The organism is Sneathiella glossodoripedis JCM 23214, assembly GCF_000616095.1.
In the GTDB taxonomy this organism is placed as follows: Bacteria; Pseudomonadota; Alphaproteobacteria; order Sneathiellales; family Sneathiellaceae; genus Sneathiella; species Sneathiella glossodoripedis.
Map to the genome: position 1 here is coordinate 475,781 of NZ_BAMS01000001.1, position 16,398 is coordinate 492,178.

Genomic DNA, 16,398 nt, shown 5'->3' on the forward strand with positions numbered 1-16,398 from the left:
CTTTGATGTCTGACGCCCAATCGAACTCCACCAACGTGTATCTGACAACCCCTCTCGCATCTCTGTATGCAAAAACGGCGGGGCCTATCATTCTGGTGACCTTTAGCAATGGCCTGTATACGGTTGTAGATGGTTGGTTTATCGGGCGCTATGTGGGGCCAGAGGCTCTTTCCGCCGTTACCATGGTTTTCCCCCTGTTTATGATGCTGATTGCGCTTGGAACACTTGTCTCCAGCGGGTTTTCAAGTGTTTTTGCCCGTTATTACGGTGCCGGAAAAAAGGAACTGGGTGAACAATCCATGTCCAGTGCGGCTGTCCTCTCGGTTTTCATATGCGCCTTGTTGGTCGGGCTTTATGAAATTTGGGGATTTCAGGTTGTCGAACAGATTGCCAATGGATCAGTATCTCTTGCACAGATGGGTGACACCTATTTTTCCCTGACCATATATTTCAGTCCGTTGTTTTTTATTATTGCCCTGCTATCTGATAGCCTGCGATGTCAAGGCCACCTAGCCTTCATGAGCCTGATGGCTATCTCGGCCAATATCTTTAACATGATCTTCAATTACCTGTTGATCGTGGAACTAGATATGGGTGTTGCCGGATCTGCATATGGCACCGCCCTAGCCCAAGGGACAGCTGCTATTCTGGTATTAGCCTATCTTTATCTCCGCCGCGATACCGCCCGCTTCCGGTTTGCCGGATTCTTTAAACTCACCCTTAACTGGGGACAATATCTGGCGCTTGGCGCACCAACCAGCCTGACCTATGTGGGTGTTTCTGCGATCACGGGTGCGACCATTTACCAAATTCAGACCTGGAATGCTGACACATACGAAGTCACAGTTGCAGCTTATGGCATTATCACCCGCATTCTGTCTTTCGGATATATGCCAATTCTAGGGATGACAATGGCACAGCAGGCTATCGTTGGAAACAATTTTGGGGCCCAAAAATGGGATCGGGCCACTGCTGGCCTGAAATTCTCCATGTGCGTGGCATTTCTCTATTGCACAACCTTACAATTCATCATGATTGCCTTTCCAGGACAAATCGCGGCGCTTTTCGTTGACAGTGTCGCTGTTCAACAGGAAACAGCCCGTATTCTTCCCTATATTGCGGCTCTGTATTTGCTCTTTGGCCCCTTACTTATGTTTCCGGGCTTTTTCCAGTCAGTTGGTGATGCTCGCCGGGCGGCTCTTTTGGGCCTGACGAAAGTCTATCTGATCAGCTTGCCCTTGATCCTGTTTTTGCCTTCCTTTTTTGGTGAGGTCGGAATTTGGTATGCTGCCCCCATAACTGAAGTCGCCGCGCTGATTTTAACCGTTTTGGTCGTTGGACGAATTTTAAAGCGGCAGGGAAATTTGGCGGATTGGATGGCAGGGCGGCCACAGCAGAGCTAGCTTAACCGCGCTCTCCAAATATGGCAGAGCCAACCCGTACAGAGGTCGCTCCAAACTGAACTGCATATTCGTAATCACCGCTCATTCCCATAGACAGTTTTTCCAGTCCATTGCGTTTGGCAATTTTTGAAAGAAGAGCAAAAAACGGCGCTGGCTGCTCCTCCAACGGGGGAATACACATCAAACCCTCAACCTGCAGCCCATATTCCTTTCTGCATTGCTCAATAAATGCGTCAGCATCTTCAATAGCAACACCTGCCTTTTGGGGTTCTCCGCCAATATTCACCTGAATGTAGACAGGGATCTGGCGGTCTGCTTTTCGCATTTCCTCCGCAAGGGTTTTAGCGATTTTAGGACGGTCCACTGTCTGGATAACATCAAACAACGCAACCGCCTGCGCCGACTTGTTGCTTTGCAGGGGGCCAATTAAGTGCAGTTCAATATCGGGATATTGACTTCGAAAATCAGGCCATTTGCTTTGAGCTTCCTGAACGCGGTTTTCACCAAATACGCGATGTCCCGCTTGCAAAGCCGCCTCGACCCGCTCAAGCGGCTGTTGTTTGGAAACCGCTATCAACTTGACCTTGTCAGGGTCTTGCCCCCATTTTAAGGCACGTTTTTTGATTTTTTCCTGAACATTGGCCAAATTAGCCGAGACATCTGTCATTGATCCTGATCCTGTGTGCTGCAGAAACTCAATTCCTATGGCATAGCAGAAACCGTCCTGAAGGAAAAACCCTTTGAGCTTTTTTTGCGCCCAGTGCTAAAACAGGTCATGCAGTTACCAGATGCCTTTTATTTTACTGATCAAAACAGAACTCATTCCGCTATCGAAACAATAGCAGATCTACCCCCAAATGTGGGAGTAATCTTTCGTCATTATGACACTAAAAATCGCGCTGAAATTGGTGAGAAAATCGCCCATATTTGCCAAAAAGATCAACGGTTTCTGAGTGTTGCCAGTGACGCCAGACTCGCTTGCCACTTAAAAGCTGACGCCCTGCACCTACCGCAATGGCAACTAAGGCAACTTCCCTTGTTAAAACACCGTTATCCAAATCTTTTGATAAGCGCCGCTTGCCACCAATATCTCGGTCTAAAAACGGCAGATCGACTGGGAGCCGATTTTGCCTTCCTCTCCCCGATCTACCCGACCAAAAGCCACCCCGGTGCGGCCACGCTAGGCACCATTCGGCCCACCAGATGGCTTAATACCCTTTCAATTCCAGTCTATGCACTGGGCGGCATTGGGCAAAAACATTTCAACCAACTGGCATTTTCAGGCTTTGCTGGCTTCGCCGGAATTTCACTTTTTGAAAGAGATTTACCTTAATATCCATCAGGGATGTAGTTGAAACGTTGCATTTGCTGACGGTTGGCATCAACGATCTGCCTGATTTGTGCCGCCGTCAGCTTACTCTTCCACTGATCCGTTTTTCCACTTCTAAAAAAAGCTTTACTATGCCGGGACCGCTCCACAAACCCGTCCTTTTTCTCCATTGATTTTAAGGATTTAAAAGAGGATTGTTTAATCGCCTGTACCAGCTTTTTGCGGTCAATTTCTGCACCCAAAAACTGTAAAGCATTGCGCATTGTTCTCTCCGGTGAACTATGCAAATCTTCATATCTAATTGTCCAGACCGGAAAAGGTGGCTGTGTAGTCCAACTTGCGACATTCATCGACCATGAACTGAAAATCTGTCTTACCATGGTCTCGTTGGGTGCAGTACTACCACTTCGGTTGTTCATAAATTTGATAGCCCGGTCAATATCCAACCCGAAATGATCGGCTACTGAAATTACAGTATCCAAAGGGTTGCGAACAACATAAAGCCCTGCTTTAGTAACATCCGCTGTTATAAGCGGTATCCCAAAATTGGTAGAAAGCAAATTATGTGTTTTCACGAAGGTGACTTCGGGGCGCAAGCTGGCGATATAGCGATGTGCTGCTGGCGTGAGTTGCATGACTTCATCGTCAGAAAGGGCTTCAACATCTTTTTTGGTGATTGCCCTATAGGAACTCATGCTTGAGCCGCCAAAGGTCGTCAGATCGAGACTGTTCAAATTCTGGCGTTTAACATCACCAAGAAAATAGTTGTTCAACAGCATCCGTACCCAAGTGTTTCCAGATTTGGGATAAGATGCCAACCACACTATGGCCCCCATTAACTCTTAACCCCTTTCAGATACCCAAATTCCTCCATAAGTTCCCTATGGGCTTCAACCAGTTTATTCACCTGCGTGTCTGTTAGCTGCTCTTTCCAACCCCCTGCCTTACCCGATCTGAAAAACATGTCAGTTTTGTTGGATCTTTCGAGAAAACCATCTTTCTTTTCCTGGCTTTGCAATACCTTGAAAGACGACGCCTTAATCGCCTTGGCGAGCACTTTTTTAGGAGGCTTTAGCCCCAGAAACTTTGTGATCCCTGCAAACGCAACTCCGGCTTATGGAGTAAATCTTCATACCTCACGCGATGGATATATTGCGGATTGAACTTCTTCCAACTATTTGTGTGATTTGACCAACTCCCATAAAACTGCGCGAGTTTATAGGCATCTTCAGGGGTCTGAGCATCAGGATTGTTCATGAAATCGATGGCTTCATCGATTGAAAATCCAAAGTGATGGGCTAGGCTGACACAAACGTCCCGCGGATCTCTGATAATGTGAATGGCACCGGCAGTGACTTCAGCCGTAATAAAAGGCACCCCAAAATTATATCCCAGCCTATTGTGTGTTTTCACAAATACGGATTGCGGGCGAGAGCGGGCCATTACCTCCTGCGCTTTTGGGGTAAGTTTCATGACCTCTTCAGGACTCATTCCCTCCAGTGAACCACCAGCTGCCTGTTCATACCAGAATTTCTGGCCATCCCCATAAGCAAATTGGGACAACTCATTAATATGAACGATACCTGTCGGGTTTGTGATCAAATTTTGAAGAAATGACCGCACCCATGTGTTTCCCGATTTAGGATAAGACGCCAGCCAGATAATTCCGCCCATTTCAAACTCCCTTTTAACTCTCCGTAATCTAGGTGAATTTATAGGCAGTTCAACAAAAAAGGGGTGGCCGAAGCCACCCCTTTCAAATCCTTGCGGACTAACTGTACCTTCAAATTAGAAGGACAGGGAAGTACCCAGGAAGAAGACTGTTGAATCTTCGTTGCCACCGACAACTAGATCGTCTTCAGCATCCCAGAACTGAACACCACCAAATGCAGTGATTCCTGGGCCGAGTGTGTATTGACCGCCAACAACGATTGCGTCCAGTTGTCCATCTGATGCATCGTCAAGAGTTACACCAGCATACTGGATACCAACTTTCCATGGACCCTGACCGTAAGTCAGACCAATGTTGTAGTCATGACGTTCTTCGTCATCTACGTTTCCATCGTTGTCTGTCAGTTTGTATGCAGCACCGATTGAGAAACCAGCTACATCGAGACCAACACCAGCTGAGTATTCGTCTTGGTCTTCAGCTGTTGTGCTTTCTGAGTGTTCCCAACCCAAAGAAGCTTTGAAGCCTACTGAACCGAATTTGTGGTTGAAGTTTGCACCGAGTGAGTATGCCTCGTCTGTTGCACCTTCATCTTCGATGTCAGAGTAAACTTTAGCACCAGCTGTTTCGCTGTCACCATCTGGAGTGTAAGACACACCAAACTGGAAACCACCAAAGCGTGGTGTGAAGTATGTCAGCTTGTCAGAGTCGCTGATGTCGTTTGTGTATGTAGACGGAGTTGTGAAACCAGATGCGTTTGCATTTGGTGATGCCAAGCCCCATGCAGGAACTGGTGATGGAGATGCATAGTGCATCAGGTATGATGAAGAGTTTTCAGAACCCATCAGGATACGACCGAAAGAACCATCAACATACATGTAAGTTTCGTCGACCTGGTCGCCTGATTCACGTGCTTCCAACTGGATGTTGACACCGAATGTCAAACCGTTGTCCAGTGTTGTGGAACCCATGAAGAAAACTTCGCCTTCGTGACGGATGTCATTTGAAAGCTGATCGCCTGTGTCGTAAGACGCAGCAACGAAAGAAGTCTGCAGGTAACCACCAAGACCGAGTTTAATTTTTTCAGCAGCAGAAGCAGTACCCGCTGTGAGTGCACTTGCAGCTACCAAAGCTGTTGTGCCCAAGATTACTTTTTTCATTTTGTCTCCCCTCTGCTCATGAAAGCTAGAGAAATAGATTTGAAATAAACGACGCAAGGCACAGTGGCCTTGTTAGCCATGTGAAGTTAAAGGCCTATTACCCCAAATGGTCAAGCGCTTGAACGGTGGGCTTTTTCCTCTTTTGGAAACACTGTGCTCAAAAAGTCACAACCTGTTCGACCCGTTGTATAGATAACCATTTCGGCAAATCGATATTTCACACTACAAGCTGTAATAAAATCATCTAATCCCCCTATATTTAGTAGAAACAGTCGTTAAATATCGGATTTCCAAAAATCACACCGTTTCAGTTGTTGTCGTACAACTGAACCTGCATTAGACTGGCGCAAAATTGAGGTTCACCGTTAAAGAACGCTTTGCTTACAGCGTTTCTTCAGATGACTTAGATCCAAAGGGATTTTCGGAATGATTTTGCGAATTTTCAGTCGCACGACAATTAGCGTAATTGCCAGTATTGCAGGGCTACTTGCTCTCACTGCTTGTGGCAGTAACCTTGGAACAGACTCTGCCTTTCCCGAATCTGGACCCTCTGGGCAGGTTTTCCCAGATGGTCGCCCAAAGGAGCGTGAAACAATATTTGGAGAAGGCGGTCTGTTTGGTGGAAGCAAATCACTTAAAGATGGTGAAGGCGGTGGCGGTATAGGTGTCAACAGCTATTTATGGCGGGCATCTCTGGATACATTATCTTTTATGCCCTTAAGCTCCGCTGACCCATTTGGCGGTGTGATCATTACCGACTGGTATTCACCTGCAGAAAGTCCGGGCGAACGGTTTAAAGTAACCGTTTACATTCTGGATCGCCGATTGCGCGCCGATGGCATTAGGGTCTCTGCCTTCAAACAGAATCTGGATGCCACCAATAATTGGGTGCCAGTTCAGCTCACGCCCAAAACCATTACCAATCTGGAAAATGCCATTTTAAGGCGCGCCCGCGAGCTCCGTATTGCACGTGAAGGCGAATAAATCACTAACCAATTGTAGTTAATAATCTTTTTAGAAAACGGTCCTGTAAATAATGTCCCGCTATAATGCAAGGGAAGTTGAAGCCAAATGGCAGTCAACTTGGCAAAACCGAAATACTTTTGAAACGAAAACAGACACCAGCAAACCAAAATATTATGTGCTGGAGATGTTCCCATACCCGTCCGGAAATATCCATATCGGGCATGTGAGAAACTATACCATGGGGGATGTTGTTGCCCGTTTCAAACGCGCACGCGGCTTTAATGTTCTGCACCCGATGGGTTGGGATGCTTTCGGACTGCCGGCAGAAAATGCAGCACGTGATAAAAAGGTGCATCCGGCTGAATGGACATACGCCAATATAGCCAACATGCGAAAAGAGCTGAAATCCATGGGCCTCTCTCTTGATTGGAGCAAGGAGCTGGCAACTTGTCATCCCGGCTATTATGGCAAACAACAGAAACTGTTCCTGGATTTTCTCGATAAAGGCTTGGTTTACCGAAAAGAAAGCTGGGTGAACTGGGACCCGGTGGATATGACTGTTCTTGCAAACGAACAGGTGATTGACGGCAAAGGCTGGCGCTCTGGCGCTCTGGTTGAGAAACGAAAACTCAATCAATGGATGTTCCGGATTTCTGACTATAGCGAAGAACTTCTTGAAGGGTTGCAAACATTGGACCGCTGGCCCGAAAGGGTTCGCCTGATGCAGGAAAACTGGATCGGTAAATCCAGCGGTGCTCGGGTAAATTTCAAAATCAGCGATCGCAGTGATCATCTTGAAATTTATACTACACGGCCTGACACCTTGTATGGGGCCAGCTTTATGGCAGTTGCAGCGGACCATCCATTAACGCAGGAACTTGCCAAATCAAATACGGCCATCGCTGATTTTGTAGCTGAATGCCATCGCATGGGTACAAGTGAGGAAGCCATTGAAAAAGCAGAAAAGAAAGGGGTGGATACCGGACTTTTTGCAGATCATCCTTTCATAGAAGGTAAAAAGCTTCCGATCTATGTCGCTAATTTTGTGCTGATGGAATATGGAACTGGTGCAATTTTTGGCTGTCCCGGCCATGATCAGCGTGATTTTGACTTTGCCACAAAATACAAGTTGGAAATTTCCCGTGTAGTCGCCGGCCCCGGCGGTGAGGAAGGGCCGCTTGAAACAGAACCATATATTGGTCCGGGCAAGATTATCAATTCTGACTTTTTAAACGATCTTGAGGTTGAAGAAGCGAAAAAAGCAGCAATTTCAAAGCTTGAAGAACTTGGTTTGGGATCCGAAACAATTAACTATCGACTACGTGACTGGGGCCTTTCCCGGCAGCGTTATTGGGGCTGCCCCATTCCAGTTGTTCACTGTGACAAATGCGGGACCGTTCCGGAAAAAGCGGAGAATTTGCCCATAGAATTACCGGAGGATGTAACCTTCGACAAACCCGGCAATCCTCTGGATCATCACCCCACATGGAAACAGACGAAATGCCCATCTTGCGGTGCTGACGCTGTTCGCGAAACCGATACCATGGATACCTTTGTTGATAGTTCCTGGTATTTTGCCCGTTTCTGCTCTCCCCGTGCCGACGAAGCTGTAAGCCGTGAAGATGTCGACTACTGGCTCCCCGTAGATCAGTATATTGGCGGAATTGAACATGCGATTCTGCATCTTCTGTATTCCCGCTTTTTCTCCCGTGCGATGAAAGTTACGGGCGCAGTTGATTTTGAAGAACCTTTTGCAGGCCTCTTTACGCAAGGAATGGTCACCCACGAAACATATAAAAGCCAATCCGGTGAATGGCTTTTCCCTCAGGATGTAATTACCAATGATGCGGGCGAGCCGGTTCATATTGAAACAGGGGAAAAAGTGATTATTGGCGGCGTCGAAAAGATGTCCAAGTCCAAAAAGAACGTGGTCGATCCTGCTGAAATAATAGACAAATTTGGTGCAGATGCGGCCCGCTGGTTTGTTCTCTCTGACAGTCCACCTGACCGCGATATGGAATGGACGGATGCTGGCGCTACCGGTGCGTGGCGCTTCAAACAGCGCCTCTATAAATTTATCCATGAAAACCTGGAAAATGCAGCGGATTTAAATGCTGACGAACCGACTGAATTCTCTGGCGAAGCACTAGCGCTCCGCCGCGAAACGCATAAGACCCTAGCCTCGGTTACAGACAGCATAGAAAAGCTTCATTTTAATACGGCAATTGCCCGTATTTACGAATTTATGAAGACTCTCTCTGAGTTTCGCAGTACCGGTGAAGACGGAGCCTGGGCCCTCAGAGAAGCGATGGAAGTCATGGTTTCAATTGTGGGACCAATGATGCCGCACCTTGCTGAAGAATTATGGGAATTACTGGGTCACACGGAAATCCTTGCAGACAGCCCTTGGCCAACCGTCATCGATGAACTTACAGTCGATGATACTGTGACAATCGCTGTTCAGGTAAAAGGAAAATTGCGTGGCACTATTGAAGTTCCCAAGGATGAAGACAAGGCTAAAGTCGAAGCCATGGCTCTCGCCGAAGAAAATGTAAAAAGATTTATCGGCGATGCCACAATTCGCAAAGTTATTGTAGTCCCCAACAGGATTGTAAACATTGTTATATAGAACACTGGCTTTATTTGGTATTCTCTTTCTGGTTGCTGCATGTGGCTTTCAGCCGCTCTATGGCCGCCAGACAGAGAATGCTAAAGTTACCTATGCTCTTGATCAAACCTATATATTGCCAATCGACGGGCGCGTTGGACAAATTGTCCGTAATCATCTGCTAGATAAAGTCAGCCCCAGAAGCCTTCCTTCAAACGCAGCATATCAACTTCAGGTCAGAATTCGTGAGGAAAAAGAAAATCTTGCTATCGATCGGAGCAACAGTTCCAACCGTAATAACCTGACGCTGAGAGCTAACTACCAACTACTGGACTCCACCGGAAAAAATATAGTTTATCAAGGATCTGCACAAGCAATTGCGTCTTTTAATATTGTTGATTCAGACTTCGCTAACCTAGCAGCTGAAAAAAATGCTCAAAAACGATCTGCCATAGTTTTATCCGAAGAAATCCACCGGCAGTTGTCTGTATATTTTTCCCGGTAATTCCTATGGAATTTCGTTCTGGTCAAATTAAAGCTTTTTTCAATACACCAGATAAAACACGACGAGTGTTTTTAATTTACGGTCAGGATGAAGGACTTGTTCGGGAATATGGCAAAAAAATTGCGCTAACCGCTGTTGCTTCCCTTGATGACCCTTTTTGCTATAGCGAACTGGATGCAACATCCTTAAGTGATGATCCCGCAAGGCTTCGTGATGAGATAGAAGCCATTTCCATGATGGGCGGTGAACGCGTCGTCCGCTTGAGAAATGTATCTAATGCACATGCAAAACTGATCACAAATGTACTGGACGCAGATTTTTCCAATACGCTCCTCATATGTGAAGCTGGAGACCTAAAAAAAACAGCCGCTCTGGTAAAGGCAGTAAATTCGCTGAATTTTGGTGCGATAATTGCCTGCTACCGTGACAAATCACAGGATATTCTGTCTCTAATCAATGAAATTCTGGGCGGCGCAAATATTCCCGTACCCACCGACGTGCTGGAGTATCTGAAATCAAGTCTGGGAAGTGACAGGGCAATCTCCCGACAAGAGCTTGAAAAGCTTCAGCAATACAAAGGCAACGACACCTCACCCCTCACCCTTCAGGAAGTTAAATCAATCGTCGGAGATAACTCTGCTGAAAGCGTTTTTGATGTCATAGATGCAACTTTGTTTGGTGACCTGCCCAAACTTGAATATGCCATTGATAAAGCATTCTTCGCTGGGGAATCAGCTATTACTTTTCTTCGCCTTGCCCAAAATCAGCTCAAACAACTCCACAAAGCCGCAGCTTTTATTTCAAAAGGCACACCCGCTAATATAGCTGTAAAAAAAGCAGGTATTGCTCCTTTTAATCAGCAGAAAGCACTTGCTCAAATCGGCCGTAAAACGGCGGCTCATTTTGCACAATGCCTGGACATCATCCTGCAAGCTGAAATTGAATGTAAAAAAACGGGAATGCCCGCCGAAACTTTCTGCAGGCGTGCCCTCCTAAGGGTAGCCATGGCTAACCGGCGTTAGCTAAGCTATTGATTTAATGGAAGTCTTCATCAAGAGCAGATTGGATACTTCCTTCAAAAGCATCCTCTTCTTCTTCTTGCTCTGTAACTTGACGAGAGATACGACGACATATTTCATCCAATTGATCGATGTGATCATAGGCAATCGATATTTGGCCGCAACCCTTTGATTTATCATGAGAAATCGAAACTTTCATCCCAATTGCCGCTGATAAATCCTGTTCTAGAGCGAGCGCATCCTGATCCTTCGTACTGCGGGGCGCTGAGGGCGCTCTATTTGAGGGTTTTTTAGAGACAATTTTCTCAATTTCTCGAACTGAAAGACCATCAATCAAAACACGGCGAGCCAGTTTATCGGGATTATCCGACATCAGGATGGCGCGGCCAGCACCTGCACTAATTGCTCCCGAGCTTACCAAACCTTTGACCGTTTCCGGTAGCGCGAGCAACCTTAGTGTATTTGCAATATGTGATCGACTCTTACCAAGTTGTTTTGCTAATTGATCCTGTGTGTAAGAATATTCATCCATGAGCCGGCGATACCCTTCAGCTCTTCTATGGGAGACAAATCCTCACGCTGAATATTCTCGATAATCGCAATTTCAAGACTATCCGTATCGCTCAGATCTTTAATAATGACAGGAACTTCATGAAGTTGAGCAATCTGTGCGGCCCGCCAACGGCGTTCTCCCGCAATTATCTGATAAGATCCATTGCCACTGGGATCGCGACGAACCAGAATTGGTTGCAAAACACCTTTATCCGCAATTGAATCAGCAAGACTTTCCAACGCTTCCTGATCCCAAAGCTGACGCGGCTGAAAAGGACTTGGATGTAGTTGGTCTATTGGAACCTCCTTGGAGGTTCTGACCCGATCCAGTTCCGAATAATCGGCGGCAACATCATCCCCAAGAAGAGCAGACAGGCCCCGTCCCAGTTTCTTTTTTCCAGTATCGTCAGACATTTTCGTTTAACCGTTAGTAGCAGACTTGCATCAGGCAGCAAACTGGCGTTTTTCACGCCGAATGACCTCACTTGCCAATTTAATATAGGCTTGGCTTCCAGCGCAACGATGATCATAAATCAATGCAGGCTTACCATGGCTGGGAGCCTCTGAAACCCTAACATTTCTGGGGATTACAGTCTGATAAACTTTATCACCTAAATATTCTCTTACATCTTGAGCAACCTGATCGGAAAGCTTGTTTCGCTTGTCGAACATAGTCAGCACAACACCCTGAATTTCCAAGGAAGGATTTAATGTTGTCCGAACCCGTTCGATGGTTTTGATTAACAAACTCAATCCTTCAAGCGCAAAAAATTCGCATTGAAGCGGCACGATGACAGACTGCACAGCAACAAGGGCATTTAAAGTCAGTAGATTGAGCGACGGCGGGCAGTCAAACAGAATATAATCATAATTCCCTTTGATTGGCGCAAGCGCTTCTACCAGCCTGTGGCTTCTTCGGTCCATTTCAATCAGCTCAAGCTCGGCACCTGTTAAATCAGGTGTCGAAGGAACCAGGTCCAGATTAGGAATAACACTCTCGCAGACCGCATCAGCCATAGGAATATGGCCCATGATCACATCATATACGTTTTTCTCGCGATTAAATCGGTCAACCCCAAGTCCAGTGCTTGCATTTCCCTGTGGATCAATATCAACAATCAAAACAGATTTACCGACAGCAGCCAAAGCTGTCGCCAGATTAATGGCTGTTGTTGTCTTACCAACTCCACCTTTTTGATTTGCTATGGCTAAAATTCTTGATGATCCAACAATGCGAAGCTCTTCCATGATGCCCCCTCACCTATAGCGGGCGGACATCCTTCAATTGCAGGACGCAGCCCTCAGAACTGGATAGACTTGTATGCTTAACTGGGGTCATTCTCCAACATTTTGCGGCTTTGGTCAATTCCGCATCTACATCTTGTCCCTTTAAAAACAAAAAGGTTGTTTTTTCAGTCGCAAACGGATGCGCCAATTCCAGCAATTTTTCAAGAGATGCAAGCGCTCTTGCAGAAATTATATCAGCATTAAAAGGGTCAATTGCTTCAATTCTTTTAGTATGAACTGTGATTTTGGTCGATGTTTCACGTGAAACTTCTCGCATGAACTGGCATTTTCTGAGGTCACTTTCGATGACATGCACGTCATAATCTGATGCCATAGCAACCACTAGGGCCGGGAAACCGGCCCCACTACCAAGATCAACCCATGTACCCTTATCTTGCGGCGCATATTTTAATATCTGAAAACTATCAAGAATATGCCTCTCCCACACATGAGGAAGAGTAGATTTACTAACCAGATTTATAGCCCGTTGCCACTTCTTGAGAAGCTCGACATAAATTCTTAGTTTATCCAGTGTTTCACGTGAAACACCGGTAAGGGATTGGAATTCCTGTTCCTGCATATTAATAGGTTATCCTGCCACTTTCCGGTGGTCCCCGCGCTTCACATAAGATAGCAAAGCGGTGAGTGCAGCGGGCGTAACACCTGAAATACGGGCCGCCTGCCCTAAAGTGTCTGGACGAGTATCTTTTAGCTTTTGGGTTACCTCACTCGACAACCCACCAATTTTTTCGTAATCAATGTCCGCTGGCAAAATCAGGGCTTCATCTTTTCGGAATTCTCTGATGTCGGCTTTCTGACGATCCAGATACCCTTTATATTGGGCGTCAATTGCGATCTGTTCGAGAATTTCCTTGGAAAAAGATTCTGTTTCCGGCCATATGGCAGCAATTTCTGTAAGACCGATATCTGGATAAGCCAAAAGGTCAGATGCAGAACGCCGAACACCATCCTGATTTACATTCAATCCTTTGGACCTGGCTTCATTCGGTGTCATATCCAAGCTATCAAACAGCTCTCTGGCACGAGTCAAATCAGCCTGTTTCTGATCAAAGGCACGTTTTCTTTCTTGTCCAACACAGCCAATTTCGATCCCAAGTCCAGTAAGGCGCGCATCTGCATTATCCGCACGTAGGATCAAACGATACTCAGCACGAGAGGTAAACATGCGATAAGGCTCCTTCGTCCCGCGGGTAACCAGATCATCGATCATTACACCCATATACATCCGCCCGATCCAGAATGAAGGCGCCCTCTCCTCCTGCAGCTCGCGCTGCATTAATTCCGGCAAGCAGGCCCTGTGCAGCCGCTTCTTCATATCCGGTTGTTCCGTTTATCTGGCCTGCCAGATAAAGGTTTTTGAGTTTACGGGTCTCAAGTGTATGGCGAAGCTCTCTCGGATCCACAAAATCATACTCAATGGCATAGCCAGCTTGATAAAACTCTACTTTTTCAAGGCCTGGAATAGACCTTAAAAATTCTACCTGAACATCAGCTGGCAAAGATGTTGACATTCCGTTCGGATAGATCGTGTCAACATCCAACCCTTCAGGCTCCAGAAAGATCTGATGGCTCGTTTTGTCTGCGAAACGAACTACCTTGTCCTCTATCGAGGGGCAGTATCTTGGGCCAGTTCCTGTAATATCACCAGAATACATTGGGGCCCGATGTAAATTGTCACGGATCACCTGATGAGTGGCTTCAGTTGTATATGTAATATGACAGGGGATCTGTGGTGTGGTGATTTCCTTCGTCAGGAAAGAAAACGGAACAGGTTCTTCATCACCGGGTTGTTCTTCCAGAACTGACCAGTTTATGGTTTTCCCATCCAGTCGAGCCGGAGTTCCAGTTTTAAGGCGTCCCAATTCAAAACCAGCCCGCTCCAAAGTAACGGAAAGTCCGTTCGACGGATCATCCCCTATCCGACCTGCCGGAATTTTAGTCTCGCCCATATGGATCAGGCCACGCAAAAATGTACCCGTTGTCAGGATAACCTTAGCGCATTTGATGACTGTTCCATCGCCAGTCACAACACCGACAACCTCACCTTGCTCTACGATCAGATCTTCAACGGCACCGGCTTTGATCGTCAGGTTTTCCTGATTGCCAAGAATGTCCTGCATGGCTGCCTTGTACAATTTTCGATCCGACTGAGCACGAGGTCCCCTTACTGCAGGTCCCTTACGCCGATTCAGCAATCGAAACTGTATACCAGCCGCATCAGCCACACGACCCATCACACCGTCCAGAGCATCAATCTCTCGAACCAGATGGCCTTTACCCAAACCACCAATTGCGGGATTACAGGACATCGCGCCAATTGTATCCAGCTTATGAGTGAGAAGGAGGGTATTAGCACCCATGCGTGCAGATGCCGCGGCCGCTTCACAGCCTGCGTGTCCTCCGCCAATTACAATTACGTCATATACAGTCATGAGCGCCAATTTATGAATAGAAAAGAAAAAGTCAAAGCAATAATACAGTTGGTGAAAAATGGAGTTCTTATTGTCAGTGTTTCACGTGAAACACACGATTGATCCGCTATTTTCCGATACAAAAATCACCGAAGACAACGTCCAGAATATCTTCAACATCCACGCGCCCTGTGATTCGCCCTAAAGCCCGCACCGCCAGCCGCACATCCTCAGCCGCTAGTTCCGGGTCCCCCGCCAGCTCAAAACGATTTAGTGATTGAACACAATCCTCCAACGCCTGACGGTGGCGGACCCGTGTCAGGGAAGGTGCACCGGAAACATCCAGCTTCGAGACAACATCTTTTTCCAGTTGGTTCAGAAAGGAATCCAACCCCTCACCTGTTTTTACCGACAGTACAAACTCACGCGGGTTACCAGATACCTCAATGTCCTTGGACAGGCTGGTTTTATCTGCCTTATTATACAAACGGTAAGAGCTAGAGCTGGCAAGATCTGGAAATTCAATAGCAGCATCAACCCCGTCAGCCGCGTCCGTCATGAAGATGAGAATATCCGCAGCCTCAGCTCGCGCCCGCGCGCGACGCACTCCCTCCTGCTCTATCTGATCGGTTGCTTCGCGAATTCCAGCTGTATCAGCGATAGTTACCGGGTATCCCGCAAGATCCAGATGCACTTCCACAATGTCACGGGTGGTCCCCGCCTGATCAGAAACAATTGCCGCTTCTTTACGAGCAAGTTTATTCAGCAGGCTGGATTTTCCAACATTTGGCGCGCCTAGAATAACAACATCCAAGCCCTCGCGTATTTTCTCTCCCCGATGCCCATCCGCTAGATGTTTTTCAATTTCCTCCCGAAGAACTACTATTTTAGGAGCGATAGCGCCCGCTACCCCCTCCGGCAAGTCTTCGTCGGGAAAATCAATATCCGCCTCCAGATGGGCGAGACTGGCAATCAGCTCTTCTCGCCATTTGGTATAAATTGCACCCAATGATCCGCGCATTTGACGAAGGGCCTGCTGATGTTGTGCGTGAGTTTCCGCATTCACCAGATCCCCGATCCCTTCTGCTTCAGTCAAATCCAAACGACCGTGTTCAAAAGCCCGGCGAGTAAATTCACCCGGCTCGGCAATTCGAAAACCGTCCAGTTTTGAAAGTTCCTCCATCAAAGAAGCAACAATGGCCGGGCCCCCATGCAAATGTATTTCCAGAACATCTTCGCCTGTAAAGCTACCCGGACCTTTAAAAGGAATAACAAGTGCCTCATCAATGAGAAACGACCTATCACATGAGTAAATATCCCGCACGGATGCCATCCTGTTAGCGGGTCTTGGCTTATCTGTCAGTTTATCAAGTGCGCTCAACGCCTGCGGTCCGGAAATGCGTATAACACAAATCCCTGCCCGGCCTCTACCGCTGGCGGTTGCGAAAATGGTATCCATCAATGTAC

The 16,398-nt window shown here is 46.9% G+C and carries 14 protein-coding genes and 2 pseudogenes; 6 read left to right on the forward strand and 10 right to left on the reverse strand.

The features are described 5' to 3' along the window. Nucleotides 1–5: 5 nt before the first annotated feature. The gene (locus JCM23214_RS02385) at nt 6–1,403 is read left to right on the forward strand and encodes an MATE family efflux transporter (RefSeq protein ID WP_025897340.1); all 1,398 of its coding nucleotides are present in this window, start codon (nt 6–8) and stop codon (nt 1,401–1,403) included. A gap of 1 nt (nt 1,404) precedes the next feature. On the opposite strand, the gene JCM23214_RS02390 is transcribed toward JCM23214_RS02385, so the two are convergent. Then, nucleotides 1,405–2,070: a YggS family pyridoxal phosphate-dependent enzyme gene (locus tag JCM23214_RS02390; protein ID WP_025897342.1), complete on the reverse strand. Its 666-nt coding sequence runs from the start codon at nt 2,068–2,070 to the stop codon at nt 1,405–1,407. Between the two features lie 15 nt (nt 2,071–2,085). Between JCM23214_RS02390 and JCM23214_RS18720 the strand changes: the two genes are divergently transcribed. Further along, complete coding sequence (locus tag JCM23214_RS18720) at nt 2,086–2,736, forward strand: thiamine phosphate synthase (protein ID WP_025897343.1); 651 nt, start codon at nt 2,086–2,088, stop codon at nt 2,734–2,736. Here the strand turns inward: JCM23214_RS18720 and JCM23214_RS02400 are convergent. The 3 genes and pseudogenes from JCM23214_RS02400 to JCM23214_RS02410 all read right to left on the reverse strand — a co-directional run bounded on the left by JCM23214_RS02400 (nt 2,733) and on the right by JCM23214_RS02410 (nt 5,562). Next, entirely contained in the window at nt 2,733–3,569 is an 837-nt protein-coding gene (locus JCM23214_RS02400; RefSeq protein ID WP_025897345.1) for a sulfotransferase domain-containing protein, read from the reverse strand. The two genes, JCM23214_RS18720 and JCM23214_RS02400, sit on opposite strands and share 4 nt — an antisense overlap. Then, nucleotides 3,569–4,407, reverse strand: a pseudogene (locus JCM23214_RS18725) (sulfotransferase domain-containing protein). The gene JCM23214_RS02400 and the pseudogene JCM23214_RS18725 overlap by 1 nt, the downstream one beginning before the upstream one ends. A 114-nt stretch (nt 4,408–4,521) precedes the next feature. Next, nucleotides 4,522–5,562: a porin gene (locus JCM23214_RS02410; protein ID WP_025897347.1), complete on the reverse strand. Its 1,041-nt coding sequence runs from the start codon at nt 5,560–5,562 to the stop codon at nt 4,522–4,524. A gap of 426 nt (nt 5,563–5,988) precedes the next feature. On the opposite strand from JCM23214_RS02410, the gene JCM23214_RS02415 reads away from it, so the two are divergent. Genes JCM23214_RS02415 through holA form a run of 4 tightly spaced genes read left to right on the forward strand, consistent with a single transcriptional unit; the run spans nt 5,989 to nt 10,663 of the window. Further along, on the forward strand, nt 5,989–6,546 hold the full coding sequence (locus JCM23214_RS02415; protein ID WP_037492559.1) for a DUF3576 domain-containing protein: 558 nt from the start codon (nt 5,989–5,991) through the stop codon (nt 6,544–6,546). A gap of 52 nt (nt 6,547–6,598) precedes the next feature. Next, a complete protein-coding gene (gene leuS, locus JCM23214_RS02420) occupies nt 6,599–9,157 on the forward strand; it encodes a leucine--tRNA ligase (RefSeq protein WP_025897350.1) in 2,559 nt (852 codons plus the stop codon). Beyond that, nucleotides 9,147–9,641 carry an LPS assembly lipoprotein LptE gene (lptE, locus tag JCM23214_RS02425; RefSeq protein WP_025897351.1) on the forward strand — a complete coding sequence of 165 codons (495 nt, stop codon included), beginning with the start codon at nt 9,147–9,149 and terminating at the stop codon, nt 9,639–9,641. The genes leuS and lptE overlap by 11 nt, the downstream gene beginning before the upstream one ends. A 5-nt stretch (nt 9,642–9,646) precedes the next feature. Then, the gene (gene holA, locus JCM23214_RS02430; protein ID WP_025897352.1) at nt 9,647–10,663 is read left to right on the forward strand and encodes a DNA polymerase III subunit delta; all 1,017 of its coding nucleotides are present in this window, start codon (nt 9,647–9,649) and stop codon (nt 10,661–10,663) included. Nucleotides 10,664–10,676: 13 nt separating this feature from the next. On the opposite strand, the gene JCM23214_RS23770 is transcribed toward holA, so the two are convergent. From JCM23214_RS23770 to mnmE, 6 genes and pseudogenes are all read right to left on the reverse strand, one after another. Continuing rightward, the gene (locus tag JCM23214_RS23770) at nt 10,677–11,192 is read right to left on the reverse strand and encodes a ParB/RepB/Spo0J family partition protein (protein WP_199899232.1); all 516 of its coding nucleotides are present in this window, start codon (nt 11,190–11,192) and stop codon (nt 10,677–10,679) included. Next, nucleotides 11,159–11,626, reverse strand: a complete 468-nt coding sequence (locus JCM23214_RS23775) for a ParB/RepB/Spo0J family partition protein (RefSeq protein ID WP_199899233.1) — start codon at nt 11,624–11,626, stop codon at nt 11,159–11,161. The genes JCM23214_RS23770 and JCM23214_RS23775 overlap by 34 nt, the downstream gene beginning before the upstream one ends. Before the next feature lie 30 nt (nt 11,627–11,656). After that, a complete protein-coding gene (locus tag JCM23214_RS02440; protein ID WP_025897354.1) occupies nt 11,657–12,460 on the reverse strand; it encodes a ParA family protein in 804 nt (267 codons plus the stop codon). 13 nt (nt 12,461–12,473) lie between these two features. Further along, the gene (rsmG, locus tag JCM23214_RS02445) at nt 12,474–13,079 is read right to left on the reverse strand and encodes a 16S rRNA (guanine(527)-N(7))-methyltransferase RsmG (RefSeq protein WP_025897355.1); all 606 of its coding nucleotides are present in this window, start codon (nt 13,077–13,079) and stop codon (nt 12,474–12,476) included. A gap of 9 nt (nt 13,080–13,088) precedes the next feature. Continuing rightward, a pseudogene (gene mnmG / locus JCM23214_RS18735) lies at nt 13,089–14,952 on the reverse strand (tRNA uridine-5-carboxymethylaminomethyl(34) synthesis enzyme MnmG). 106 nt (nt 14,953–15,058) lie between these two features. Then, a complete protein-coding gene (mnmE, locus tag JCM23214_RS02460; protein ID WP_037492560.1) occupies nt 15,059–16,390 on the reverse strand; it encodes a tRNA uridine-5-carboxymethylaminomethyl(34) synthesis GTPase MnmE in 1,332 nt (443 codons plus the stop codon). Nucleotides 16,391–16,398 lie beyond the last annotated feature (8 nt).